This is a genomic window from Pollutibacter soli, from assembly GCA_029269725.1.
In the GTDB taxonomy this organism is placed as follows: Bacteria; Bacteroidota; Bacteroidia; order Chitinophagales; family Chitinophagaceae; genus Pollutibacter; species Pollutibacter soli.
In genome coordinates this window covers 492152-518653 of record JARJHS010000004.1, presented here as the reverse complement: position 1 = coordinate 518653, position 26502 = coordinate 492152, and the positions used below count along the sequence as shown (strand labels likewise).

General features: G+C 41.8%; 20 protein-coding genes and 1 pseudogene. 6 read left to right on the top strand and 15 right to left on the bottom strand.

Features of this window, described 5'->3' with window-relative positions; genetic code table 11:
* Positions 1-6: 6 nt before the first annotated feature.
* The 3 genes and pseudogenes from P2W82_RS13155 to P2W82_RS13150 all read right to left on the bottom strand — a co-directional run bounded on the left by P2W82_RS13155 (position 7) and on the right by P2W82_RS13150 (position 2183).
* On the bottom strand, positions 7-711 hold the full coding sequence (locus P2W82_RS13155; RefSeq protein WP_336516356.1) for a transposase: 705 nt from the start codon (positions 709-711) through the stop codon (positions 7-9).
* A gap of 54 nt (positions 712-765) precedes the next feature.
* Positions 766-912, bottom strand: a pseudogene (locus P2W82_RS24820) (transposase); the annotation flags it as partial.
* Between the two features lie 152 nt (positions 913-1064).
* Positions 1065-2183, bottom strand: a complete 1119-nt coding sequence (locus P2W82_RS13150) for an NHL repeat-containing protein (protein WP_336516355.1) — start codon at positions 2181-2183, stop codon at positions 1065-1067.
* A 108-nt stretch (positions 2184-2291) separates the two neighbouring features.
* Here P2W82_RS13150 and P2W82_RS13145 point away from each other — a divergent pair, with 108 nt between their 5' ends.
* Positions 2292-3527, top strand: a complete 1236-nt coding sequence (locus tag P2W82_RS13145) for a BamA/TamA family outer membrane protein (RefSeq protein ID WP_336516354.1) — start codon at positions 2292-2294, stop codon at positions 3525-3527.
* Positions 3528-4004: 477 nt separating this feature from the next.
* Here P2W82_RS13145 and P2W82_RS13140 read toward each other — a convergent pair whose 3' ends face one another.
* From P2W82_RS13140 to P2W82_RS13100, 9 genes are all read right to left on the bottom strand, one after another.
* On the bottom strand, positions 4005-4847 hold the full coding sequence (locus P2W82_RS13140) for a fumarylacetoacetate hydrolase family protein (RefSeq protein ID WP_336516353.1): 843 nt from the start codon (positions 4845-4847) through the stop codon (positions 4005-4007).
* An 83-nt stretch (positions 4848-4930) separates the two neighbouring features.
* A complete protein-coding gene (locus P2W82_RS13135; RefSeq protein WP_336516352.1) occupies positions 4931-7195 on the bottom strand; it encodes a DUF2961 domain-containing protein in 2265 nt (754 codons plus the stop codon).
* Positions 7196-7202: 7 nt separating this feature from the next.
* The gene (locus P2W82_RS13130) at positions 7203-9083 is read right to left on the bottom strand and encodes a RagB/SusD family nutrient uptake outer membrane protein (protein ID WP_336516351.1); all 1881 of its coding nucleotides are present in this window, start codon (positions 9081-9083) and stop codon (positions 7203-7205) included.
* Between the two features lie 18 nt (positions 9084-9101).
* Positions 9102-12287: a SusC/RagA family TonB-linked outer membrane protein gene (locus P2W82_RS13125; RefSeq protein ID WP_336516350.1), complete on the bottom strand. Its 3186-nt coding sequence runs from the start codon at positions 12285-12287 to the stop codon at positions 9102-9104.
* 174 nt (positions 12288-12461) lie between these two features.
* Positions 12462-13349: a sugar phosphate isomerase/epimerase family protein gene (locus P2W82_RS13120; RefSeq protein WP_336516349.1), complete on the bottom strand. Its 888-nt coding sequence runs from the start codon at positions 13347-13349 to the stop codon at positions 12462-12464.
* Between the two features lie 746 nt (positions 13350-14095).
* The gene (locus P2W82_RS13115) at positions 14096-15085 is read right to left on the bottom strand and encodes a glycoside hydrolase family protein (RefSeq protein WP_336516348.1); all 990 of its coding nucleotides are present in this window, start codon (positions 15083-15085) and stop codon (positions 14096-14098) included.
* A 108-nt stretch (positions 15086-15193) separates the two neighbouring features.
* The gene (locus P2W82_RS13110; protein WP_336516347.1) at positions 15194-16492 is read right to left on the bottom strand and encodes an MFS transporter; all 1299 of its coding nucleotides are present in this window, start codon (positions 16490-16492) and stop codon (positions 15194-15196) included.
* Between the two features lie 6 nt (positions 16493-16498).
* The gene (locus P2W82_RS13105; RefSeq protein WP_336516346.1) at positions 16499-17323 is read right to left on the bottom strand and encodes a sugar phosphate isomerase/epimerase family protein; all 825 of its coding nucleotides are present in this window, start codon (positions 17321-17323) and stop codon (positions 16499-16501) included.
* A gap of 8 nt (positions 17324-17331) precedes the next feature.
* Positions 17332-18129, bottom strand: coding sequence for a gluconate 5-dehydrogenase (locus P2W82_RS13100; RefSeq protein ID WP_336516345.1), 798 nt, complete (start codon positions 18127-18129; stop codon positions 17332-17334).
* Between the two features lie 83 nt (positions 18130-18212).
* Between P2W82_RS13100 and P2W82_RS13095 the strand changes: the two genes are divergently transcribed.
* Positions 18213-18350 (top strand): hypothetical protein, encoded by a 138-nt coding sequence (locus P2W82_RS13095; RefSeq protein ID WP_336516344.1) that lies wholly within the window; start codon positions 18213-18215, stop codon positions 18348-18350.
* Between the two features lie 76 nt (positions 18351-18426).
* Here the strand turns inward: P2W82_RS13095 and P2W82_RS13090 are convergent, their stop codons facing one another.
* Together P2W82_RS13090 and P2W82_RS13085 are read right to left on the bottom strand one after the other, a co-directional pair.
* Positions 18427-19320, bottom strand: a complete 894-nt coding sequence (locus tag P2W82_RS13090; protein WP_336516343.1) for an AraC family transcriptional regulator — start codon at positions 19318-19320, stop codon at positions 18427-18429.
* 109 nt (positions 19321-19429) lie between these two features.
* Positions 19430-21082: a UxaA family hydrolase gene (locus tag P2W82_RS13085; RefSeq protein ID WP_336516342.1), complete on the bottom strand. Its 1653-nt coding sequence runs from the start codon at positions 21080-21082 to the stop codon at positions 19430-19432.
* Between the two features lie 375 nt (positions 21083-21457).
* On the opposite strand from P2W82_RS13085, the gene P2W82_RS13080 reads away from it, so the two are divergent.
* The 4 genes from P2W82_RS13080 to P2W82_RS13065 all read left to right on the top strand — a co-directional run bounded on the left by P2W82_RS13080 (position 21458) and on the right by P2W82_RS13065 (position 26005).
* Positions 21458-21787: a hypothetical protein gene (locus tag P2W82_RS13080; protein WP_336516341.1), complete on the top strand. Its 330-nt coding sequence runs from the start codon at positions 21458-21460 to the stop codon at positions 21785-21787.
* A 66-nt stretch (positions 21788-21853) separates the two neighbouring features.
* A complete protein-coding gene (locus P2W82_RS13075; RefSeq protein ID WP_336516340.1) occupies positions 21854-22114 on the top strand; it encodes a hypothetical protein in 261 nt (86 codons plus the stop codon).
* Positions 22115-22286: 172 nt separating this feature from the next.
* On the top strand, positions 22287-23024 hold the full coding sequence (locus tag P2W82_RS13070; protein ID WP_336516339.1) for an SDR family NAD(P)-dependent oxidoreductase: 738 nt from the start codon (positions 22287-22289) through the stop codon (positions 23022-23024).
* Positions 23025-23143: 119 nt separating this feature from the next.
* Positions 23144-26005, top strand: a complete 2862-nt coding sequence (locus tag P2W82_RS13065) for a DEAD/DEAH box helicase (RefSeq protein ID WP_336516338.1) — start codon at positions 23144-23146, stop codon at positions 26003-26005.
* Between the two features lie 18 nt (positions 26006-26023).
* On the opposite strand, the gene P2W82_RS13060 is transcribed toward P2W82_RS13065, so the two are convergent.
* The gene (locus P2W82_RS13060) at positions 26024-26287 is read right to left on the bottom strand and encodes a hypothetical protein (RefSeq protein WP_336516337.1); all 264 of its coding nucleotides are present in this window, start codon (positions 26285-26287) and stop codon (positions 26024-26026) included.
* Between the last annotated feature and the right edge of the window lie 215 nt (positions 26288-26502).

Here is a 26502-nt window from a genome sequence, read left to right as displayed (position 1 = left end):
GTTTGATCAGGTAACAGTCAGAGGCTTTTCTTCCAGGGGCCGATTCCCCAGTCTGGGGTTGAAAGGCTTATAGAAGTACGGTTGATGGTAAATTCCTGCCTGGATCACCTGGTGTAAAATCATTTTCAGATTATTACGCCTGTTGAATCGAAATATAAATTCCTGCAGATAACCATTGGCAAACCGACCGGAGCAATGATGATGAATTCCTCTCAACCAGTTTTTTAAGTTGAAGACGAGAATCTGAACTCCCCTTTTCCCTGATGGATCAGGAATATTAAAATCTATTTTTTCTAAAATTGTTTTTGGATTTTTTATTGAAGCTGCATTCGCGGCAGCACTTTTGTTGTTTGATTTCAATTTTTCAATTAATTCGATTGAATCAGCTTCAGTTGCCATCCTTCCTCTTGCATTTCCCAATTTATTTCGTTTGGTTTTTTCAACCATTAATATTGCATTCGATTCTTCACCCTGGAATTTACTCTTCCATTCCAGCTCCGCACCGCCAAAAGTAAAAGAAGTGGAATCTATAGGATCATTTAACTGAATTTGTTGCCCTCCACTCATTACCTCCTGGATCTTTCTTTTGAAAAGCCAGGCCGTCTTTTTATCAATTGCAAATTCCCTGGAAAGCTCGAGCGTGGAAATCCCTTTCTTTTTAACTGATATTCTGAAGATCATTCCAAATGCCTTCAGTAATGGAACCTTCATTTTGTGAAAAATGGTAGTAGCAGTAGCGGATTCGCCGTACAAACATTCGGTACACCTCAAATGATATTTTGATTTCCCTTTATGAGATTTAGTATTGCCACACTTCCTGCATCGATAGCCCGCGGCCCATTTCAAACGAAAAAGATACGTTCTGCAATCATCATCACTTTTGAAGGCCTTATTAAATTCCTTCAATGTCATCCCCTTGAACATATGAATACTTTTAATAAAAGTACTCACTGCGGATGCCGGTAACAAGTTGTTTTGACCGCGAATGGCTGGTATTTTTCCCGTCAAGCTCAGACTGGGTAATCGAACCCGAAATGAAGAGGAATGACTTAAAAATCTCATCCTCATCCCTTGCTCCTCGTCAACTTCACCGGCGCTGTATGATTCGCATTCCATTGACACACATACACATTTTCATCCTCATCAATACAAACATCGTGACCATGATAAAATACCGCCTGGTCCAACCTCATCGATGGCTGCAAAACCCCATTTTTATACACCGGCTCCGTCCCGCCGGGATTGGAAATCACTTTATTATTCTTATTCAGTATCGTTAAAAATCCCGACTGATCAGTCCTTTTCCCTTCCGCATTCTTCGACCAGCATACTCCTGCATATAAATTTTCCCCGTGAATCACACCCCGGCAAACATACATTCCAGGCATATCCAGCCGACTGATAAATCTACCATCCAAAGTGAAAATCTTAAAACAGTTTTCTTCTCTTGATGTACATATCACAACCGGGTTATTCTTATCTCTTGTATCAACTACAACTCCATGTGCATTGACTAAATTATGTTCAGGATTTTTATTGTTTCTTCCACCAAACATACGGATGAATTTCCCATGTGAGTCATACTGAAGAATATAATCCGATCCGTAACCATCAGCAACATAGATATCACCGTTAGGGGCAACCGCAGTTTCAGTCGGACGAAACGGCTCACTATCTTTATATACACCTATCGTACGCGGGTGACCGATATTAAAAATGATTTTACCATTGATATCCGTTTTTATAACCTGGCCGGCCTGGCTCTGGAATGCATTGTTGCGATCTACAAAATATCCGCAGTCGACGAGAATGAGAAAATCTTCGCCGCCTTCTTTACTAATAGTAAGTCCGTGACCACCCGGATAACCGTGACCCCAGTAATCGAGCAGCTTCCCTGACTTATCAAAAACAAGAATATTATTGTTGGTATGATCACCGATCATCAATAACCGACCCTTGCTGTCCTGAACCATCTCGTGACAGTTCAACAAAGGATTGCTGTTGGTACTGATTTTAGCCCAGCTTTTATCGACGGTGTATTTATATTCACCATGACCTATAATCAATGGTTCAGCCTTAGAGTTTCGGACGTCCCCTGCGATAACCGGAAAAGAATTTATTAACGGAAGACCAGACAACACTGCAGCATGCTGAATAAAATTTCTTCTTGTCTGTGAGCCCATGGCAACAATCTTTTTTGTCCGACAAGTTAACCCATTATCATTTTACTTTGGTTTGAACGTTAAGATTTTTAGAGCCGTCTGACACAATTTGCAGTAAAATTGGTCACAATGGACAAAGATTTATCTTGCGATAGTTATATTACAACGGATATCACATTTATGCTAACATTCCGGTTCAGCTATTATTTAATAGTAATAAGTCTGCTTTTTGCTACCCCCGTTCTTGCACAGCAGGATACCATTCCTGCCATAGATACTTCGGCAGCTAATAAAACAGCAGCCGATACCAGTATTAAAAAGCAATCAAAATTTGACAACTTCAATCAGAAGATGGAACGTTTGTTCAAAATCATTCCTGTTCCGATTATTACATACTCAACTGAATCCGGTAACGTGTTTGGATTGGCAAAATTTAACCTGATCACATTATCTAAAAAATTCGACAGCATTACAAAACCTTCAAAACTTTCTGAAGTCGTTACATTCAGTACCAAAGGAGATATTAATGTTTCAGTCACCAATGAACTGGTATTTAATAAAAACAAATACATCATCCTCAGTTATATCAATTACAAAAAAGAACCTGAATTTTTTTACGGCATTGGTAATGAAATTGACCCCGATGTATACGAAAAAACCGAGTACAGCAGATTCAGGTTTAATTCTTCTCACCTGTTCCTGGTCGGTAAAAATTTCTACATTGGACCCGGAATCGACCTCGCATACTATTACGATATAAAACTGGACAGCAATAGCTATCTGATCAAAAACGATGTAACCGGGCAGAAAGGCGGTTTTACATTGGGGCTCGGCCTTGCAGCAGCATATGATAGTCGCGTAAATCGCTACAACCCTGATGGAGGCGCATATGTGATTGCTTTGGTCAATTCACATCCATCGTTTCTCGGCAGTGTTTATCAGTATACTAAATTCGATCTTGATGCAAGGAAATATTTTAATCCGTGGTATAAACACGTGATAGCGTTACAGGCAACGACAACTTATGCATGGGGAGATGTCCCTTTTTATGACTTAGCTATGTTGGGAGGCGACAATAAAATGCGCGGCTATTACCAGGGCGCCTATCGTGATAATGTTTTGGTAGATGCACAGGTGGAATATCGTATGCCCGTGTGGAATATTTTTGGAATCACTGCATGGGTTGGAACCGGTCGCGTTGCGAGCTCATACAGCGATCTCTCTTTTGATGGTTTTAAAATCTCCTACGGTGGCGGTATTCGTATTCGGGTTGATTCCAAAAACAACACTAACCTTCGTATTGATTTCGGCTTCGGTCAGCACGGTTTTAACGGAACGTATATTAATTTTGCAGAAGCATTCTAACGTAGAACGTTAAACGTAGAACGTGAAACGTAACACGCTGCTATAGGATCCTTACTTCCGAATCATAACATTATTCATATTGCAAGTTCAGAAGAATCTTCCATTCGCAAGATCGAACATATAACCTGATACTTACAACCTTAATCACTTATCATTCAACTCCTCCGCCTCCCAAGGCGGCTTCAAACAATATGCTCCTATCTGAGGATGAACATTATTTTCTGTTGAAATTAAAGATGAATTTAGCATTCGCAGGAGCGAACTTATTACCTGATACTTACAACCTTAATCACTAATCATTCAACTCCTCCACCTTCCAAGGCGGCTTCAAACAATATGCTCCTATCTGAGGATGAACATTATTTTCTGTTGCAATTAAAGATGAATTTAGCATTCGCAGGAGCGAACTTATTACCTGATACTTACAACCTTAAACTTTAAACTAATCACTTTTAACTCCTGCTTACTACTCACTTCTCACTTCTTAATCGCCACCCGATTCCTCAGCATCCCAATCCCATCAATACTGATCTCAACTATATCATTTTCAGCAAGAGTAAAATCATTTCCGGGTACAAGACAAGTACCAGTCATCAGAAATACGCCATACGGAAAATCAAATTCGCGGAAAAGATATTCCACCAATTCAGGAAAAGTTCTTTTCATCCTGCCAATAGTGGTACTATCATTATACATAATTTTTCCTGCTCTGAAAATTTTCATTGAAATCTTTGTTTCCCGGCGAGGAATTTCACCCGGAAGATACAAACAGGGACCTATAGCTGCACTCTTTTCATATACTTTTGCCTGCGGTAAGTACAATGCATTTTCGCCTTCAATACTTCTTGAGCTCATATCATTGCCAATCGTATAACCAGCAATATCTCCTGCAGGATTTATGAAAAGAGTAAACTCAGGTTCTGGTACATTCCAGTTGGAGTCTTTACGGATATAAACGTCCTGGTTATGTCCCTGCACGCGATGAGGTAGTGACTTAAAAAACAATTCCGGTCGTTCTGCTTCATACACTTTATCATACAGATCTGCACCACCCGACGCAGCGGCTTCTTCCTTTCGCGCATCTCTGCTACGAAGATAAGTTACTCCAGCAGCCCAGACCTCCTGCGATCCGATGGGAGGCAATAATGATTTTTCAAGAAGCCCGAAAGCATCTTCTCCTGACAATTTATCCTTCAGTTTCGATTTAATGAAATTCTGCGCCTCATCACTATTGACTGTTTCATCCCAATCCTTTTTCAGAAGATAAAAACCATTTTCGTAATGAACGACAATCCCTTCTTTTGTTCTATATAGTTTCATAAATTTCAAACAGCATGTTTGTAAAATTCGGAAAGGCTCCGCCGTAAGGAGCCCTTCCATCTTGCTTGTAACCCCAGAAAGATTTATTTCTTCACTGAAAATTCAGGAGTGATATAACTGAATACATCATAACTCAACTCGCTCCAGGCACTGGCACGCGGGAAACGATAATCAGGATACAACTCTGTATCATCTGCAATATGTTTTAACCTGATTTTTATTGCTGATTTTCCTTTCGTCAATCGAGCAGGGATCAAAAATTCATCATCCCTGAACCTTCTGTTGGAAGTTTGTACAACGATATTTCGCAAGTCCAGTTCTCCCGGAGGATTTGAATATACACAGGTGTTCGATCCCGCGAGATACCATACTCCGGCAGATTCCCAGTTGTCACTATTTGCATCTGCAATAAATACTTCCGCACGTTGATTCGGGAAACTGTAATCCAAGGAGCGACGAATCAATGCACCGCCGTTATCCGGTCGCAGCTTTACCGTAAATTCAGAACTTCCTCTGGTATATCTTCCATTCTGCTCATGTTCAGGATAAACTTCTGTCCCACGCAGTTTGGTATAGTTGATTGCATTGGTATCAATATGCCCCCATACACGAAGCGGGAAATGATCAATACCCAATTCGTAACGGGATTTCAATGTGTATGGCTGTGAAGCGTCTGGTGATTTATATCCATGCTCCTGCTCACTTGAAGCAATACCAACATCCAGCCTGTCTGTTTTCACCAACGATGCTGCAGGTAACCCATACCAGTAGGCGATAGTTTCATAATGCTCTGCATGAAGATTTTCTCCGCCATGCTCCAGATGAATTTTTGCGCGCTTTCCGAATGGCATCATATCAGTCAGTAAAAATCTATATGCAGACTGAATAATATCTTTCGGATCTTTTGCATCTGCGACTCTCCTGCAACCTACCGGGTGACCAGCAAAAGGAAGCGTCATGTTTTCACCACCCCAGTAGTCTCCGCCGCCGCCCCACTCTTCGGTACCTGTACCATAAGCCTGTGGTGATTCGCTGTCGTCAAAAAAGAAACGTGGATCTCCTTCAAGTGTACTCAGGTTGCCGTTGTGTGAGAAAATGAAAGATGTACCAACAAAATTTCCTGACCAATCCTCACTTCCTTCGATACCTTTTGTATCTACCAATACGATATCTTTTCCTGGCTCAGGAGTTGGAACATCTTTGTAAGAGGCATGGAAATAAGAAAGCTGATTCTGCGCAAGTTTGTTGGGCTCATAACGAACTTCATAACTGATTTCATTACTGCCCGGAGTTACCCCGGTAAGCTCAATCTTCGCTGATGAAAAGAATGGCATCGGATAATAACACGCCAACTCAACTTTATTGTTCGGATAGTCAAATCTTACATTGATTGGAAATCCTTTGACAAGAAATTCTTTCTTCTCGCGATTATAAAAAGTTCCTGTTCCAAAAAACAAACAGAGTGGTGCATTAATTGATGCATCAGTTCTGCCATCCCAGGTGATTTTCAAACCCAATCTTTCCAGGTCCTGTGCTTTATCCAATGGTATGGTAAATTTCAACGCCCTGATGGTAGTGTTGGCTGCTTTTATATTAGCAACTTCTACCGTTTCTTTATTCAGTTTTAATTTACCAGCCTTCTTCTTAATATTCACCGGCGCAATATCAGTTCCTGCTTTGCCAATGAGATCGAGTACATCCTGTGAAGGAGTATTATTGATATTCCAGGTTTTGATCGGCTGACTCAACTGATCTTCATTGGCAAATAAATTATAGATATAGTAACCTGTACCATATCTCGTGCGCGAATAAGCAAGTCTTACTGATTTTTCAAAAGGTATCGGATGCCATACCAGGTCCGCACCTTTTGTTGTGCCCCATGTCCAGTTCATTGGTTTGGGAAACGTTGCTGATGGAATAAACTCAGCATTGGTAATTGATTTCTTGGCCGTAACAGGTTCTGCTGTTCCGCTTTCTTTTACAATATTATCTGTCCCGTCAACTACATAATGCCATGGACTACCATGCCAGTGATTTGTTCTGATGAAATACAAAACACCTTTTCCCGATACATCAAGACTTACATTATACGTCTCATCACGAAGAAAAAGAAAATGGCTTGCATCTGCTCCTTCATTTCCACCTGTTCTGTCATAAGTACTACGCATATACGCTCTCACTCCAGGCCTTTGCATCGGCCATTTGTCCCACATCCTGTAACCATCAAGGCCGATGGGAATTTTTGCAGCGTCCTGCGATTTTACGTCTTCGAGAATCATTAGACAGGCCGAGTACAGGAACACTGTCCGGATAAATTTTCCCATGATATGAACTTTATGTTTATGCATTATGAAATTAATTATCATCTTCAGGATCGATAGATGTCAGTGGCGGTACGTTTCTGCCGTATCCATCATAACCAAAATTCTGATTGATTACACCCTGCGTATTGGCACTGATAGATGCCTGCGGAACAGGGAATAAAACATGATAAGGGCTGATCGTATATTGCTGACCGTTATTGGCAACAATCCCTAACCTGTAAAAATTATTCTTCTCAATTATCCAATCGTAGTAAAAATTCACGCTCCCGAAATTATCCAGCTTATATGTTTTTCCTTTGTAAGGTCGTCCGGTTAATGCATAGATAAATGCGACACGATCAAGTTCGGTTTTTCTTGGTTCTTCCCAGTATAACTCTCTTGCCCTTTCATCCAGCACGGTACTGATATCAATTTTACTTACATCAGTATATGGAGCGCAATTGGCCCGTGTACGAACCTGGTTGATATCAGCCATTGCCATTTCAGGTTGATTATTCCAGACGTAAGCTTCGGCGCGCAATAAATATGTTTCTGCGAGACGGAAAATATACCAGTCAAATGCACCACCCTGAGGCTGAGGCCTGCGTGGATCCGGTGCATACATTTTATAATGTGGCCATCCGTACCAGTTGCAAATCGTATCGAGCGTTAGCACTTTTCCATTGGCATCACGCAGTTGCAGAGGCTGACCGTAGTAAGGACTTGTACCTTTCAACGCAGCATGATTGTACACAAGATCAGTCATGTTCATCCAGTTATACCTCTTGTGTCTGAAATCATTCGGATCATCCCAGATGGTTTCTGCGTGATAAATTGTATTCGGGGTACGACCGATACCACGACCAAATGTTTCCACCAGCTTTATTTCTCTTCCTGCCAGATCTGAGGTGCCTGTTTTTCCATCTGGAGTATAAATCTGATTCGCGGCGGTCTTACTCCAGAAAGGTAATGCCTGGCGCATCATTCGAAGGTCGAGGCGCGACTCCACCAGCTCTTCGCGGGAAATCGTCATAAACAATACTTCCTTATTGATGGCAATGGCTTTGTTCGTCGGCCAATGCAAACGGGCAACAACATCGTCGCGCACTACTCCAAGCTTCGTAAGATAGTCCCCATCTTCTTTAGGAATCGCACCAAATCCGCTACGCATCAGGTTATACGCGCCTCCATCAATCACTGCTGAAGCCGAAGCAATGGCATCCTGGAACTTTCCAAGTGCAAGATTCACTTTCGTCAGTAAATGGCCGCATGCTCCTTTGGTCACTTTTCCACGATCAACATTGTCCGGAACCCATTGAACAGCAAACTCCAGATCCTTCTTTAGCTTCTCAAGTATCACCTCTCTTTTTGTTGAGAAGAAGTCAAGCTTGGGAGATTTGATTTCTCTTCCGATAAATGGAACATCACCAAACTGGTGAACAAGCCTGTAATATCGCATCGCTCTATGGAAATAAGCTGAACCGAGCGTAGCATTTCTATCAGCCTCTGTTGGCCAGACCGGGTCATCGATACGCGCAATTACAACATTCGCATACCTGATACCGAGATAGTGCCTGTTCCAGAACCATCCAATCCTGTTTCCATTTCCATTGTCCAGGTTGGATGTCGGTGTTACCATATTATTCAGGTTCTGGTTTGTGCCCGGGTTATCGTTCATACCCTCTGCTGCCAGATCCGAGAACATCATTTCTGTAAGATAAGGAGGAGCATCTCCATACATTTCATTCCTGATATCTGCATCGCAGGCAGCGAGTGCACCCTGTATACCACGGGGATCCTTAAACGCACTTTCCGGTGTGAAAATGGAAAGCGGTTTGGGTTCAAGAAAATCTTTTTTGCAGGCAAAAAAGATACAAACAACACCTGCTAAAAGCAAAAGCCGTTTCATGTAACTATTGAATAAGGTCTTCATAATTTTTATTTATTATGATTAGAGAGATAGATCGATGCCGAATGTGTAGATGCGCTGCGTTGGTCCATTGTTCTCAGGATCCCAGTAATTTTTTGGCCAGTTAGGTGCCCATACCCCCGTATTCCTGATCGAAGCAAATACACGGAAATTTGTCAGCGTAAGGCGTTTCAGAAAATCTTTCGGTACATTATAAGCCATCGTCACATTGTCCAGGCGGATAAAGGATGCATCACGCCATACATTAAAGTTGATCCCACCTGCAGATGAACGAATGCGGCTTGCATCGTTGATTGGATTTTCCGGCGTCCAGTATTCCGTGGCATATGAGTTGTTACGTTCCGGAAAACCATTGCTGTTTTTCGCTTCGTTATACGCTTTTTTATGACCCCAGTAAGAATATATATTAAATGAAAAAAACAGGTCTTTGAATATGGTGAACTCATTCCTGAGGTTCCAGCGCACACGAGGCTCTGTATAACCCTGGAACTCATAATCGAGTTCGTTGATCTTACCAGTCTTATCTCCATCTTTTATTCTGAAATCGCCAGGAAACTGGTTAAAAACAGCGGCATCGGCTTCCTGTCCGATTTGCCATACACCCATCACCACCGGATCCCAGATTCTGTCAATTGCTTGCCCGATAAACCACTTATTTGTTCTGTCGTCGGATTCTTTCTGGCCAATTTTATTTCCATTGCCATCAAGAATATCAACCATATCGCCATACAAATGAACAATCTTATTTCTGTTTACAGTAACGTTTGCAGAAGCGCGCCACCTGAAATTCTTGTGATCCATTACTCTCGCATTAAGTGCGATTTCAATACCACGGTTTTCAACTTCCCCAAGATTCGCAGTCACAGAAGTAAAACCAACCACATCAGGAAGCTTCCTGTCAACGAGCAGATCAAGTGTATTCATTTTATACACTTCGATTGAACCATCAAATAATCCGTTCAGGAAACCGAAATCAAGACCAAAGTTGAGTGCACGGCTCTTTTCCCATTTGAGATGAGAATTGGACATACGCGTCACTGTGAGTGTATTGCTCTGGTATGCCATACCATTCAATGTGTAGTAGGCATACTTGCCGATGGTCATGTCGGACAATGCATCATATCTCCCGATCTCACGGTTTCCGTTTTCTCCCCATGAAGCACGAAGTTTACCATAAGTCAGTATATTGTTTTTTGCAAACTTCTCATCAGTGAATACCCAACCTAAAGCAATCGCAGGGAATACGGCCCTGGGGTTTTCAAGACCAAATGCAGAGTAACCATCTCTCCTGATCGAAGCTGTCAGCATATACCTGTCTTTGAAAGAATAAAACAGGCGTCCCATCAACGCATCACCCGTGCTGTATTCATCATTGGCGCCAATAATATTTGATGCACTCGATCCGGCAGATACATTACCGTAACCCAACACATCTGTTGGCGAGAATCCCTGTGTACCAAGCGAGCTGAACCAGCTCTGGTATTTTTCCGCATTGATGAGGAATGTTGCATCAATTTTATGATCAACAGCAATTGTTTTACTCCACTTGAAAATATTATCCAGCTGCCAGCTGAAAATATTCTGATTCTGCCGGGTTACCTCACCACCAAATGCTTTCCATTCTTCATGCTGAGAAGATCTGTGGTTATAATTGCGATACCATTCAAATCGCGGTGAGAAATTCAGTTGATAACTGATCCCGAGTGGCAGCTTCACATTTGCATAAGCTGTTCCTAGCAGAGTTGTAAAATCCAGCAGCCTGTTTTGAAATGCCCGGTCATACAAAGGATTCTTAGATCCAACCAGATCATCAGTCGGGCTCAAACGAAGGGAAACACCATCATCCTTAAAATAAGATCCGTAAGGAGAAGCACGATATACATCCTGCCATACCGCCTGTATATTACTTTCATCGCGTTGTGCAAACTGAAGGTTTGTACCCATGTTCAACCAATCAGTAATCTTTACGTCGAAATTCAACCGGCTGCGCAATGTCTTGAACTGGTCACCAACTACAACGCCTTCATTATTGTTATAGCCCACGGACCAGTAATAGGTGAATGCTTTCTGTCTTCCAGATAACGATACATTGTAATCCTGGCGAAGTCCCGTCTGGTAAACTGCATCTTCCCAATCAAAACTTTTGCCTGATTTATAATTTGCCTGCTCAAGAGTGTTCAATCCAAGGCGCGTTAAAAAGATATCAGTCACATCTCCGTTATTTCCATCGCGCCACATATCGAGAGTTACACCTGCGGGAAGATTGTTTGGATCCTGGTAGATGTACAATTTCTGACTGACTGCAGGATTATATCTGTTCATAGATGTGATCACATCGGTACGCCAGTCAATAAAACCTTCCGGACCATACACCTTCATAATTCTTGCTGGCTGTGCAAGACCAAGACTGGTATTAAAATTTATCGTAGGCTTACCGCTTCCTTCACCACGTTTCGTTGTAATCTGTATAATACCATTGGCAGAACGTGCTCCGAATATCGCAGATGACGAAGCATCTTTCAGGATGTCGATCGTTGCTATATCATTCGGATTGATGTCGGATAAAGTTCCGGGATAGATAACACCATCGAGCACAATCAATGGTGATGAAGATGTTTTAAGACTGTTATCGCCACGAAGCTCCATTGCAGGATCACCTTTTGCATTGGAGTTTAATCCAACCTGCAGGCCGGCAACGTTACCTCGGAGAATATCCTGTAATGATTGCGGCTTTTCATTTTCCATCCGCTCTGCTTTTACAGAAGAAACTGCACCTGTCAGATCTTTTCTTCGCGCAGTACCGTATCCTACAACAACTACTGTGTTCAATGCGGCAGCCTGCGGCGCCATGGCGAGGTTAAAAGTTGATTCACCTTTTATTTCCTGCTCGATGGTTACAAAACCAGCATAAGAAAAAACCAGTGTTCCCTTTCCATTGGGTACAGCGATAGAGTACTCACCCTGGTCGTTGGTAACTACAGATTGTGAGGTTCCTTTCAGGTTTACTGTTACAGCACTTAATGGTTCTGCTTTGTCATTTGTCACAGTACCTTTAACCACAGGAGATTGTGCAGATACCACAAAACCTGACAAAACAAAAACTGCCAACAGTAGGAACTGATGAAGATGGCACACACCATTCTTTCTGCCCTGACCAGGATCACTGAACGGTAACGCATAGCCGATTCGGGGGAATCGGCTGGACATACGGCAAGTTAGTTTTTTCATCTCGTGAAAATTTAATATTTGACTGGAGGCTTTAATCACAACTTTGTCGTTGACAAAGAAGCGACAGCTATTTAAAATCACGTACTGGTTTCACCGGCAATAGTTTGCCCATACTGCTCCCGCAGGTGTATTCTAATTCCGGTGATTCAGTGTCTATTTATTGGTTAGTCCTGCATGCTGTGCCACTGCACCATTTCCCTTCCTGCCCGCATGTGTTTTTATATCTGCATTATATTTTCTGATCAATGGCAACAGGAACTCTGCTGTTTGCTTCGCTGCTTCATCCGGATCGGGCCGAGGTAAAATCTCCGCTGAGACCCAACCATCATAACCTGATTTTAACAGATGATAAAACACTTCATTAAAATCGAGATGTCCTCTTCCAGGCGCAAGGCGATTACTATCTGCCATATGTATATACCTGATATAATCGATATGCTTTGCAAGCTCAGCACCAATTGCCCTGTCTTCGATATTCATATGAAAGATGTCAGGCATCAATCTCATATTCGGCATGTCAATTTTCTTCATCAGGCTCACCCCTTCTTCAACACTATTGATAAAATCAATTTCATAACGATTCACCGGTTCGAGAATCAGCGTCACTTCTCTTTTTGCTGCATAAGAACACAGCTCACGTGCGACTTCAACAAAAAGGTCTTCTACTTTGTCTTTATTTCTATCGCCAATATTTCCTCTCACCCTTCCGATATTGATCATCTTTCCGAAATCTTTTGCCAGATCAATCAATTCCCTGAAAATCTGTTTTACCTCTTCGCGCTTTACAGGATCTTCATGAGTAAACATCAAACCACTATCAGCATACACCTGTCCTGTCGAGATACAACTCACCAGCAATCCATTGTCGCTTAATAACCTGGCCAGTTTACTTGTATTGATTTCATCTGCTTCTTTCAGTGCAAGTTCAACTCCATCAAATCCAAGAGAAGCCGCTTTGGGAATACATTCGTCAAATCCCCTGAAAACAACAAAGGCGCTCGGTAGTGCATGGGTATCAGCAATAGCAATTGATAATTTCATCGCAGTCTTTTTGTTCACCATCCGCAATACGAAACGCTCACGAATGTTTCTCTTATTCCGAATTTCCGGTACTGAATAATTTTAATCAGAAGTATTGCAGCTTCTTTGAAAATGATTTGCCTGCAACAAGAAGATCCTGGGTCCGGTAACAGTGCATAGTGGATCTATACATTATCCCGGTCCGGCGAGAAAGTTAGTTCTGGCAAAATCAATCGTTCAAAACTTCAATACACTGAAGTATTAAATTTTACAACATCATAAAAATATTACACAGAAAGAAAGAATTGGTGAAGCAATTTACCGGAGCAGTGAAGTATTTTAACAAGAAGGGAGGCGGGAGTGGGGAGGCAGGAGATTTAGTTTGTAGTGACTAGCACAATCACCGAAATAGAAACAACATTAACTATAAAAATAGAATTCACTTGCCTGCAAATATGTATTATGTTCAGGCAATATTCAATTGCAAAAATTCTTTGTTCTGAATTGATTTTCATCTGGCATTAATATGCTTAAACGTGAAAACCAAACATTGAAACGGAAAAAAATAGTAATAGTTAAATGCTTTTTGTTTGCACCAACTTTAACGGATGTGTTCTCTGATTCACTTGAACAGTCATAAGGGGACTTTTTTATCTCAATACGAAAACCAGGATCTTCCAGTTGCAGGCGCCGGCTGTTTCCTATTGCTTATTGCCTTCTCACTATTGCCTGGCTGTCTTCTACTGCCTCCTGCCTCGCTGTTCACCTTACCTCACTTTCTCAAAATTCAGCTTCGCCATCTTCATCCCATTAAGACCTGGCTTCAACGAAATAATATAATACTGTCCTCCGGAGTAAATGATTTCTGGTGCAGCAACTGATAGCTGGCTTACAAGATACTTATCATCATTAATCCCAAAATCCAATGGAGTGTCAGAAGAGTATTGCGTATTCAGATAATCCTTACCATATTTCTGATTTCTGAAAAGAATGAAAGCATCTTTATACTGTACGACAAATGGACATTCGATATCACCGCCATACCATTGTGTCTGGCGTTGAGCAGAACCACCTTCCGCCACCACTTTTGGTTCACTCCACCTTATCAGGTCCTTGGACGCCCTGACATAAATTGAGCCCTGCGCCTGACCGGTTCTGTCGTCTTTAGCATTGTGCGCACAGTAATACAAATAAAAAATTCCATTTACCTTAAGTACCATCGGATCTCTCGGGTTGGTACGTGGTCCGGCAAACAATGAAGGTTTACCGCTTATATTTTTTGTACGTGTAAAAGTTTTTCCATCTTCACTTGTAGCCATACAGATATTGTTCCAGTCACCGTACACCATATAATATTTTCCTTTCTCCTTAAATACGTATGGCGCCTGCAATCCCATGTTCTCTTCACCAAGAGTAGTGTCTGCCTGCATGGCAATTCCCATCGGTGTCCATGCAGTATCTTTTAAATTTTTTGTTTCCCATCTGTAAAACAAACGACCTTTTCCACCACTATTAACTCCGCGAATACAGGACATCAATTGCCATGTATCATCCTTCGCCTGCCATACTGTAAAATCCACAGGCTGCTGTTTATCGCTGGAAAACTCTCCAAGATCCGGCTGCCCCGTAATGCTCCACCACTCTCCTTCAATCCTGGGTTGATATTGTGTAAGCTTCTTTTTTGCAGGGTCCTGCGCGAATACACTTATTGATAGTACAGCAAATACGAAAATGAAAATGGCAGATAAAATTCTCATGGTCTGGAACTTGATTTTGACTTTACAGATCATTCTTGATACTACGAAGAATCGATCTGAATAAAACCAAAAATAAACCAATGCTGTCTTTTTACGCGGGGAAATCTGTTAACTCTTCTGGTCGATCTGCTGCATTTTAATTTTTTTAACCATCAGCAGCAGGAGAATAAAACTAACGGGATGAAGAATTCCTGCAATAATGAATGCCGGTCCATAACCGGAATTCTGGATAAGATAGCCCACAATCAGGCTGAACAACATTGCACCATAAGTACCAATGGCGCCCATTAATCCTGCTACCGATCCAACCACTTTAGAAGGGAAAATATCTGTTGCAAGTGTTTGTACAAGTGTTGACCAGAACTGGTGACCAAACATGGCGAGGCTGAAAAATACCAGGCACATACTCAATGAGCTGCCTGTGATCAGTAACGATGCGGGCAACAAAGCTGCGGCGAAACCCATTGGAATTTTGCGGGCTGCATCAATGGAGAAATTTCTTTTTAACATGTAGCTGCTGATCCATCCGGCGAGGAAACTTCCGACGCCTGCTGCTGCATAAGGAATGATCGCATAACTGCCAATCTCTTTGATTTGAAGCCCCCGGACATCGCTCAGGTATTTTGGCAGCCAGAAAATAAAAAAGAACCAGCCGGAATCCGTAAGAAATTTAACTAGCAGAAGTGCCCATACATTTTTAAATCTGAACAGACTAAGCCAGGGTAATTTTATAGGAGCAGATGATCCGTCAGCAGCCTGCTCTCTTTCGATATAGATTTTCTCGTCGCTGGTGACATACTTGTTTTTAGAAGGCACAGTATATATTCTCAGCCAGGCAATCACCCAAATTAATCCGAGTGCCCCTGTTACAAAAAATGCCCATCGCCAATCCTGCCATCCTACAATCCCGGCAATCAAAGGCGGTGCTACTACTGCTCCTAAACTGGAACCTGTATTAAAAATGCCGAACGCAAAAGATCTTTCTTTTTTAGGAAACCATTCAGACACGGCTTTTGCCGATCCGGGAAAACCGCCGCCTTCGCCTATACCTAACAGAAAGCGCGCTACACCGAGCCCCACTACACTTGCAACAAAACCATGCATCACATTCGCGAGCGACCACCAGATGATCATCACTGCGTAACCGCGTCTTGTACCCAGTACATCGATTATTCTTCCACCAACGGCGTACATGGTTCCATAAGCCAGCAGGAACAAACTATTGATTAATCCATACTGCGCATCATTTACCGGGATTACTTTTCGCAACTCACTGATCACGATCGGCAATGATTGCCTGTCAAGATAATTGACTGCTGTTGCCAATGCCAGCAGTATGGCAATCCACCACCTGAAATGCCTGATTTTAAAACCAGGTTTCTTTTCTGTATCAAAAGTGGAAACCATTTCTTGTTATGATTTTGCCCAGGTTTCTCTTACAAATGCAACTGCGTCTTTAACTCCGTCCTTTCCCTTATTACCCCATTCTTCAAGGCATAACCAGCCCTGGAAATTTTTTGATTTGAGGTACCGAAATATTTCACTGAAAGGAACAAGTCCGGTACCTATCGCCACCGGATCCATTTTTCCCAGCGTCGCAGTCTCCGCAACATGTATCGTGCTCACTTTATCATAAACTTTATCCAGTACTTCGAGTGTGGTATTCTCGCCGGCAACTATAATGTTCGCTGTATCAAAATTGATTCTGATCGACGTATCTCTCAACTGTTGCGCAATCTCCAGGAAAATATGCGGCGGATTACTGAAGTCCATATATTCCCAGGCACCAGGTTTGGAATGATCTTCATATACTAACTCGATTCCATATTTTTCTGCTACAGGGGCAGACTTGCGCAAATAACTCACCGCCCATTGGATACCATCTTCTTCTGATGTAGAAGGATGTGCCTGGCCGGCCGTCACCCTTAAAAATTTTGCACCTATTGCAGATGCCAGTGCGATATCATGAACAAGAAAATCAAATTCACGCTCTCTTTGTATTTCAGACGGATGTGTAAAGTCCGGATAAGTAGTAACCATGGCCAGGGGAATGCCGATTTCTGCAATATCCTTTTTTACCTGGTCTATATATTTTGGCGTGTGATTTTTCAAAAGGATGAGACCAATATCAAATGCATCCAGCCCGATATTTTTACAGAATGCCGCGTATTCTTTAATCGTCAATTCTCCATTCATAATAGCAGGAAACAACGAAACAGAAAGACAACTCATTTTCATATGACAACTCAGTTTTGCTGTTGAACAAAAGGTTTTCCAAAGGAAGTAAGTAATCCTCCATCAACATAAATGATCTGACCGTTTACAAAATCAGATGCTGATGAAGCAAGAAATATTGCTGCACCATCCAGGTCCTCGGGTGTTCCCCATCGGCCTGCAGGTGTTCGACTCACGATATAATCATTTAAAGGATTTCCTGCCTCGCGATAGGATAAATTGATCGGCGTTGCGATATAACCGGGACCGATACCATTCACCTGTATATTGTGTGGAGCCCATTCAGTAGCCAGGTTTCTCGTGAGCATTTTCAATCCGCCTTTGGCTGCAGCGTACGCAGAAACAGTATCACGGCCGAGCTCACTCATCAATGAACAGATATTGATTATTTTTCCGCGCCGGCGTTTGATCATATATCGCCCAACGTATTTTGACAGCAGGAAAGGTGCTGTCAGGTTCGTACCAATTACAGTATCCCAATCCTCTTCAGATAAATTTTCAGCTTCGGTCCTTTTGATCACACCGGCATTGTTTACAAGAATATCGATAGGTCCGGTATTCTCTTCAATTTCTGAAACTGATTTTTTTATCGCTGCAACATCAGTGATATCGAAAAGTGAGCCACTGCAGGAAATACCTTCTCCGTCAAAAAGTACCAATGCTTTTTCCAGTTTTTCCGGCTTACGTGCATTTACGATGATGTGTGCGCCGGCTTTTCCTAGTGCGCGTGCAATACTGAAACCGATTCCCTGTGTTGCACCAGTGACCAGGGCATTTTTGCCTTCGAGATTAAAGAGAGAAAGGGACATAAAGATCCGGCTTTTGCAATCGTTAAAAAAACTGCCGGGAAAAATACCGGCACGCTATAAAAATAAACAGATAAAAAAAAGAAATGCTGAAGCAATTTAGCGGGGCACTGAACAATATTGACAAAGACGACAACACCTTTCATTTTGATTCATTCCATCAGAAATTTTCCCGCAGATCAGTGCTGATTAAATACTCGCAGATGAACGCAGATCTGGTATAATTCTATATTCAGCAAACATCTGCGTGCTGTTTGATCCGCATATCCTGCGGGAAATCCCAAGATTTGAAAAGTCAGATCACACAAGCACACCTGACGCAGAGCCGATGTACTTATGCTGATATTGCCCTGGTGTAAGTCCGGTTATTCTCTTGAACTGATTATTGAAATGATTGAAATTGTTGAAGCCCGTCTGGTAGCAAACCTGTGAGATATTCAGTTTATTATCGATTAGCATCTTGCATGCATTCCCTATCTTAATTTCATTCAGGAACTGAATATAGGTTTTGTTGGTCCTGGATTTAAAATATCTGCAAAAAGCAGTCTCGCTCATGAACGCGAGTTTTGATACTTCTTCCAATGTCGGATTGCTGGCGTAATTGTCCAGTATATGCTGATAGATCTTATTTATTCTTTCACAATCATCATCATCACTATATGCGGTAAAAGCGCTGCTTGAGAGAAGATCATATTCATTTGTTGAAGACATAATTTTCAGGATAGTCAGCAGATCGATAATTTTTCCAATGCCATCTTTTTTTTCGTCGAGCTGCTCGATATGCCTGATGAGTTCCTGCTGCGCGCGGCCTTTGAATTTCATTCCTCTTCTTGCCTGCTGAAACAATTTCCGGATGGAACTCACATCCGGTAGTTTCCAGAAACTATCGCCTAGAAAATTTTCTTTAAAATAAACCACCGTTGCCTGTGCACGCAGGTCGCCATTTTTCTGTTCATAATATTCCTTATCGCTGCGATAGAGATGCGGAAGATTATTGCCATAAAACACAAGATCACCTTCCTGGAACCGTTCCATGCTATCGCCGGCAAAACGAATTCCTGACCCTTTCTGCACCAGCATGATTTCAAATTCGGGATGGAAATGCCATGAAGGAAAGAAATGAGCTTCATTCACCTTCATGATCTGGAACGCACTGTTCTGTTGGGTATCTACTATTTTAAGGAGCGGCTTCATTACGCTTGGCCATCGTTGGGTTGATCACTAATACCATTGCATATTAATGATTATATCCGATTCCAAAATAAATCAAATTGACCGTATTCACAACCATTTTAACTTGTATTTACAAGCTGACACCTCTTTTCCAGGGTATAAAATCATTCTGGTTATGCCGGACGGCACTCACCGTCTGTTCTCCGCTGGCCACCTTAATCACATATTCCAGTATTCTTCGCCCTGCCTGTTCAATCGTCTCCTCCCCTTCTATGATCGTACCTGTATTAATATCAATGATATCATTCATTTTCCTGTACAGCTTGGTATTAGACGATATTTTAACAACCGGCGCTATCGGATTGCCGGTAGGTGTTCCAAGTCCTGTCGTGAATAATACGATATTGGCTCCGCTACCCACTTCAGCAGTAGTTGACTCAACATCATTTCCGGGAGTACACAATAAAGTGAGTCCGGGTTTGGTAACTTTCTCCGGATAATCCAGCACATCTGTAACCGGAGAAGTACCTCCTTTTTTTGCAGCTCCGGCCGACTTGATCGCATCCGTAATTAAGCCGTCGCGGATATTTCCGGGAGATGGATTCATATCAAATCCACTACCTACTGCTTTTGCACGATCATTATATGTGCGCATCAGCTCCATAAATCTCTCGGCCTTTTCCTGATCAACACATCTGTCGCTTAACTCCTGTTCTACTCCACAAAGCTCTGGATACTCGGAAAGAATCACACTACCGCCAAGGGCTACCAGCAAATCAGAAGTGTACCCTATCGCCGGGTTGGCAGAAATTCCGCTGAAACCATCACTGCCCCCACATTCGAGTCCGATACAAAGTTTACTCAGCGGTGCAGGTTTACGCGTTTGCATATTGGCAATCATTAATCCTGCAAATGTTTGCCTGATCGCTTGCGATAACAATGCAGACTCCGTTCCTATCTTTTGTTGTTCAAGTATAAAGATTGGTTTGCTGAAATTGACGTCGCGTTTGATAATCTCTTCTTCCAGAAGTGAAACCTGCGCATTCTGACAGCCAAGACTGAGTACTGTTGCACCGGCAACATTCGGATGGGTGATATAACCTGCGAGCAGACCACAAAGAGCTCTTGCATCCTGTCGCGTACCACCACAACCGAGCTGATGGTTCAGGAATTTTACTCCATCAACATTAGGAAATATTCTTTCTGATTCCAGATTTCCTCCTGCAGAACCCAGATCCGATTCCAGGATTTCTTCTACAGACTTGCCAGCTTTGTACAATCCAATAAGTTGTTGTGCCTGGTTGCTGTAGCCATCCGGATTCCCATAGCCCAGGTTGTTCACCAGTGCCTGTTGCAACACATCCATATTTCGCGTTTCACAAAAAACCAATGGCACGACGATCCAGTAATTGGCTGTACCAACTTCGCCATTCGCACGATGATAACCCATAAACGTGCGATTGCTGAATTCAGAAACATCCGGCTTTGCCCAATCTGTGTTTCTTTCGTGCAGACTGAACTCATTACTCGCATGTTTCAGGTTTGCAGTCGAAATAATACCACCTTTTTTAATCGGAGATTTAGTTTTACCGACAAGAACTCCATACATATAAACAGAATCACCTTCGGAAAGATCCTTGGTTAAAAATTTATGTTTGGCAGGAATATCGTCAGCGAGTATATAATCTGTTCCTTCAAAATCAATGATATCATTTTTTGAAAGATCTGTCAGTGCAACGATCACATTATCCTCTGGATGTACTTTAAGTACTTTTTGTTTCATATCTAAAATCAGTAAGGCTGTTTGAAGAATCAATATACAAAACTAGCAGTTTCACTTTACTTCGTTGTTCGTTTATCGTTTCCCGTCCTTTCCTCTGTATTTCAGACTTTTTCCATTCGTATTTTGCCCTTCGGTCCCTGCCTTTACTCCATTCGTTCTTCGCAGTTCGGGCCTCGAAACTTGCTTCTTCCCTGTACCTATTAACTTAAAAAAATGCCCCTCAAAAGAGGGGGCATTTTTAACTGTGCCGTATAAGATCAGAGCCAAAGCTAACCAGATTGCTATTCGGCTAAGGTTGCCAAATATCGTGACATTGAAAAGATCGATATTACCGGATTGTTTAAGTATTTTACCTTTTTCTGATTTTATAACCAAATGAAAAATAAAGGACTCCGGTTGACGGCGGTTTTACTGATGCTTTATTTGCTTTTCCAATACCTGTATTCGGAAAGAGCAGATCTTTCAGCCTCTGGTGTCCCGACAGATTTTTTACTGAATGTTTTTGGTGGAACTATTTTGCTGGTTATTCTGGCAGTTGGATTTGGTGCATTGATAGCGCTGATACCATTCGCAAATGGCAATACGGTAAGAAATTTCAACCGGGTGGTTTCATTAACAATGATCAGCTTCCTTCTGATTCTTTCAGAACTTATGGTTATTCTGTTTACAGGGAAAAGAAGCAGATGTATCCAGGGAAAATGTTGATTTTGAAAATCTGGTACCGCCTATAAACTGCGCCTCAAAAAAAACGGGCAATCAGAGACAGCGACATTGATCATTGGAAGCAAAGATTCATGTCAATTCCAGATAGATAAACAATCCGGTGCAAAAGATGAATATCGGGTATACCGGATAAAAGAATGCGAATACAAACTGATGTCTTTAAACAACAGCATGCATAGAATCCGGGTAAAAGGTACAGACGGAATACCTGGGGGTTATACCGTCATTTTCTTTATGGTGATTGATCAATCAGAAAAACCTATGAAGATGTTTAGTAACCGCGCTACTTCAATAACCGGGAAACCTTAGTTCGCTTTAAAACTACGAATTGCACCAACAGGAAATTCCGCTGATCGTTAATCGACCTCTCAAAGGACTGTTCAACTCTACACTTTCAACCTTTAACGTCCAACCCACATATGCATTAATTTCCTCACGTATCCCTAATTTCACGACCTCGATTTAAAACTGAAAGAATACTATGCAGGGAAAAATAGCCATCGTTACGGGAGCAAATTCAGGAATAGGTAGAGCCACCTTTGAACTCTTAAAATCAAGAGGAGCCATCGTATACAATTTCGATAATAAAGGCCCCGCCGAGCCCGATCCGCAATTTATCCAATGTGATGTTCGCGATTACACCCAGATTCAAAACGCGGTAAAAACTGTTTTTGAGAAACACGGACAAATTAACCTGTTATTTTCCAATGCAGGCGTTCATCTTTTTGCTGATATTGAAAGCACCTCGCCTGAGCAACTGGATAATATTATGAGCATTAATATCCGCGGTACATTTCTCCTGCTTCGCGAGGTACTACCCATAATGAAAAAACAAAAAAGCGGTTCGGTGGTTCTTATGGGATCAGATCAGTGTTTTGTAGGGAAAGCCAGCAGCGCGGTATATGGTCTTACAAAAGGTGCTATAGGCCAATTGACAAAAAGCACTGCCATTGATTGTGCACCCTTCCAGGTTAGGGTAAACTGTATTTGCCCAGGCACAATTGATACTCCCCTGCTCGACAATGCCGTCAACACTTTTGTAAATACATTCCATGTCAGGAAAGAGGACGTGATGAACGACCTCAACAAAGTTCAACCATGGGGACGAATAGGTCAACCGCAGGAAATTGCAAACGCGGTGGCTTTTCTGCTTTCAGATGAAGCTACTTTTGTCACAGGCTCGTTGTTCAGTGTTGATGGAGGATATGTTTGTCAATAAAAACCCCGTAGATAAAGCATTAAATACAGATTTTACACAGACAAATTCTTTGATTCCCAAACATCAATTCTGATTTATATTCGCGCTTTTCATTCTGATAAATTATTTCAAAATCAGTGATGTCCGAACCAGTGAAGCATAAGGTGGTATTGCTGTTTAATCCGGCACTACTGCACACAGAAAAACCTTTTTTTAGTTCCCTTCATATTTCAAAAAAGGGCGGCATTCCTGTATTCGAAGAGAAAGAATTAAACTCCGATGAAATACAGAAATATTTTTTTCTGAACCAATCGGTATTTCGCAATTCGCTGGAAAAATTTACAGTTGATGGGAACAACAGGATTACTGCCGAAGCAGAAAAAAAATACTCGCGGAAGGAAGCGGTAAAATCCTTCAGGGAAGCTACCGGATCATATAGATTACGAAGATTGCATGAAGCATTTGCTGAGTTCAAACAGTTTGCAGAACAGGTAGATACTTATCATAAAATCCAGCTCGACAATAAGCGTTTTTCGAATCAACCTTGCACCTTCAGCACTACCAGGCCGCAATTACAGTTCTCTGTTTCGAGATCGGATGTTTCGTTTGATCTCAAGCCTTTATTTATAGTAAACGGACAGCCCCTGCCATCAGAAAAAATAAAAAGAAAAAGATTTCTGATCGAACTTGACTCCGTTTATTACCAGTTGAGCTACACTGACTATGAAACACTCCGCTGGATTGAGAAAACAGATCTCGGACAATTTGGTCTGAACATAGCAGCATTCGAAGAAAATATACTGGCTGTTCTTGAAAAAAACAACAAGGTCGAACGTAACAATCTTTTCGATACTGTTGCTATTCAGGTAAAACCGGTAAACCGCGTGCGGCTAAGTGAAATCAGCAAACAATTCCTGGTGTTCAATCCGGAATGGGAGTATGATGGTTTTGTTCTTGATCCGCCATTCAAAAAAGAAGATCATCGTGTTGTTAACGGAAAGGCATACACTATTCTAAGAGACCAGGAATCAGAAAAAGATTTCGATCAGTTTCTGAAATCACTTCATCCGAATTTTCCAAGGCAATTAAACGGTTCTTATTATTTGTCATTCGCTGAAGCGCAAAAGAAACAATGGTTCCTGAATACCTTTCACAGGTTGCTGGAATTGAATACCGAAGTGATAGGAATGGACCTTCTCGAACATTTCCGTTATTCTTCTTTTAAAATTGAAGCAAATTCAAAAATCGTTCAGACCAATGGTGCTGATGTTATAATCGAACTTGATTTCAGGTTTGGAAAAGAAATTATTCAACCAGTTGAGATTCAGAAAATACTGCTCGCAGGTCAGCGTGCGGTTTTGCTGAAAGATGGGTCCATGGGCATACTCGATGAACAATACCGTGATCAGTTTGGATTGATCATGAGGCATGGAAAGATCAACGGGAAGCAAGTCACTGTACCACGCTGGCTTGCCTTTGGAGAATCAGAAAATGACGAGGGCAAACTGGTACTGAAAACGGTAATCAAAGAAACCTGGTGGGAAAAGTGGAAACAGTGGAATTCGACTGAGATTAATTTGTTTCCTCAGCCTTCAACGATAAAGGCTAAGCTGCGCAACTACCAGCAAAAAGGATTCGAGTGGATGGCACTGCTTGCGGAAGCTGGCGCAGGCGGATTACTGGCAGATGATATGGGTCTTGGAAAAACTTTGCAGACGATTTCTTTTATCGCTCATCGTGCATTAATGACGGCAGAAGCAAAATTTCTGGTGATCTGTCCGGCTTCACTCATGTACAACTGGCAACAGGAATTTTCGAAATTCGCTCCGTCATTATCATTGATGATATATTATGGCAATAACCGTGCATTATTACTTGATGAAAAAAAGGATTTCCAGGTGATGATTTCCAGTTACAATACGGTTCGAAATGATATTGAAAAATTAATGGAGATCAAGTTTCATGTCGCCGTACTCGATGAAAGTCACAATATCAAAAACAGGACTGCACTCACTTCAAAAGCAGTTGCAAAGCTGAATGCGGAAATCAGGTTTGCGTTAAGTGGTACTCCACTTATGAATAATACTTTCGATCTTTTTGCCCAGTACAGTTTTATTCTTCCGGGCTTATTAGGTTCTCCTGAGTTTTTCAAAAGAGAATATGCAGATCCGATCGATCGATACCAGGAAGAAGAAAAAGTGAATGCATTAAAAAAACTCACTGCCGCTTTTTCGCTCCGCAGAACAAAGGAAAAAGTAGCGGCCGATCTCCCTGAAAAATCAGAAATGGTTTTATGGTGCAATATGTATCCATCACAAAAAGAATGTTATGACCAGATAAAAGATAATATCAGGAGCAATCTGTTTTTGCAAATCAAATCGGAAGGGTTGAATAAGAGTAAGCTTGCGGTGCTTCAGGGAATTCTCAAACTAAGACAAACATGCAATTCGCCACTATTGCTCAGTCCCGATGAACAGACAACTTCTGATTCAGTCAAAATCGATGTGCTGTGTGATGAGTTGACCAGCAACCTGAAAGATCATAAGGTTTTGGTGTTTTCGCAATTCACAGGCATGCTGGATCTGATTGCTGATCGGCTTCGCGCACTCGGTATTGGCTTTTTTCATTTTGATGGTAGTACACCGCCTGCAAAACGCATGGAAATGGTTGATCAGTTCCAGGATGAGAAAAACAAAACCAATATCTTCCTGATAAGTCTGAAAGCAGGCAATAGCGGATTAAATCTCACCGCAGCGGGCTATGTATTTCTTGTTGACCCTTGGTGGAACGAGGCAGTACAGCAGCAGGCGATCGACCGTACTCACCGTATCGGGCAAACGAAAAATGTTTTTGCCTATAAAATGATCTGCAGAGACACTATCGAAGAAAAAATCCTTTCTCTCCAGGAACGAAAAAAACATTTATCAGAAGATCTGATCTCCACAGCTGATGGCTTTGTCAATAACCTGAGTGAAGAAGACGTGGAGTGGTTGTTTGGATAATATTTTTAACAGGATATTTCAAAGTAATAATCCTTTCAAAAAGGCGAATATTCTTTCAGTCTGAAGTTTTTTTCCCTTGTTTTTCTCAAAACCGTTTTCGAAATTGCTGAAAGCTGCCAGGTATCCGATACTTTCAAGTATCGGATACCTGGGAAGTTTTGCCGGAAAATTGAAATTTGCCGCTATCCATAAAAAAACCTGGCACAAAATAAATCTGCCGTCGCAGTCCTCTTCCAATTCATTCAGCGGAGGATAAGATTTGATCGGAAGCGGAGGATACATTTCTAAAATCAACGTTGTTCTTTACACCACAACAGAATCTGCGGATATAGTTCAACCACCATGGTGTGTTTGTTCTGATCTCTTATGCCGATCAATGCTTTGTTGAAATCTTTAAATTTTATAAAAAAACCTTCGCATTTCTGCGAAGGCTTTTACTTTTCCTGCGGTGAGGGAGGGATTCGATCCGCCGCGGCGGAACAGTTTAACCCGTTTCA

What these genes read in the sequence shown, in the direction of transcription:
- P2W82_RS13085 (WP_336516342.1), bottom strand. Translation starts at nt 21,082, where the DNA reads ATGAAACAAAAAGTACTTAAAGTACATCCAGAGGATAATGTGATCGTT.
- P2W82_RS13070 (WP_336516339.1), top strand. Translation starts at nt 22,287, where the DNA reads ATGCAGGGAAAAATAGCCATCGTTACGGGAGCAAATTCAGGAATAGGT.
- P2W82_RS13080 (WP_336516341.1), top strand. Translation starts at nt 21,458, where the DNA reads ATGAAAAATAAAGGACTCCGGTTGACGGCGGTTTTACTGATGCTTTAT.
- P2W82_RS13100 (WP_336516345.1), bottom strand. Translation starts at nt 18,129, where the DNA reads ATGTCCCTTTCTCTCTTTAATCTCGAAGGCAAAAATGCCCTGGTCACT.
- P2W82_RS13115 (WP_336516348.1), bottom strand. Translation starts at nt 15,085, where the DNA reads ATGAGAATTTTATCTGCCATTTTCATTTTCGTATTTGCTGTACTATCA.
- P2W82_RS13120 (WP_336516349.1), bottom strand. Translation starts at nt 13,349, where the DNA reads ATGAAATTATCAATTGCTATTGCTGATACCCATGCACTACCGAGCGCC.
- P2W82_RS13095 (WP_336516344.1), top strand. Translation starts at nt 18,213, where the DNA reads ATGCTGAAGCAATTTAGCGGGGCACTGAACAATATTGACAAAGACGAC.
- P2W82_RS13065 (WP_336516338.1), top strand. Translation starts at nt 23,144, where the DNA reads ATGTCCGAACCAGTGAAGCATAAGGTGGTATTGCTGTTTAATCCGGCA.
- P2W82_RS13145 (WP_336516354.1), top strand. Translation starts at nt 2,292, where the DNA reads ATGGACAAAGATTTATCTTGCGATAGTTATATTACAACGGATATCACA.
- P2W82_RS13125 (WP_336516350.1), bottom strand. Translation starts at nt 12,287, where the DNA reads ATGTCCAGCCGATTCCCCCGAATCGGCTATGCGTTACCGTTCAGTGAT.
- P2W82_RS13130 (WP_336516351.1), bottom strand. Translation starts at nt 9,083, where the DNA reads ATGAAGACCTTATTCAATAGTTACATGAAACGGCTTTTGCTTTTAGCA.
- P2W82_RS13090 (WP_336516343.1), bottom strand. Translation starts at nt 19,320, where the DNA reads ATGAAGCCGCTCCTTAAAATAGTAGATACCCAACAGAACAGTGCGTTC.
- P2W82_RS13135 (WP_336516352.1), bottom strand. Translation starts at nt 7,195, where the DNA reads ATGCATAAACATAAAGTTCATATCATGGGAAAATTTATCCGGACAGTG.
- P2W82_RS13110 (WP_336516347.1), bottom strand. Translation starts at nt 16,492, where the DNA reads ATGGTTTCCACTTTTGATACAGAAAAGAAACCTGGTTTTAAAATCAGG.
- P2W82_RS13105 (WP_336516346.1), bottom strand. Translation starts at nt 17,323, where the DNA reads ATGAAAATGAGTTGTCTTTCTGTTTCGTTGTTTCCTGCTATTATGAAT.
- P2W82_RS13155 (WP_336516356.1), bottom strand. Translation starts at nt 711, where the DNA reads ATGAAGGTTCCATTACTGAAGGCATTTGGAATGATCTTCAGAATATCA.
- P2W82_RS13060 (WP_336516337.1), bottom strand. Translation starts at nt 26,287, where the DNA reads ATGTATCCTCCGCTTCCGATCAAATCTTATCCTCCGCTGAATGAATTG.
- P2W82_RS13140 (WP_336516353.1), bottom strand. Translation starts at nt 4,847, where the DNA reads ATGAAACTATATAGAACAAAAGAAGGGATTGTCGTTCATTACGAAAAT.
- P2W82_RS13150 (WP_336516355.1), bottom strand. Translation starts at nt 2,183, where the DNA reads ATGGGCTCACAGACAAGAAGAAATTTTATTCAGCATGCTGCAGTGTTG.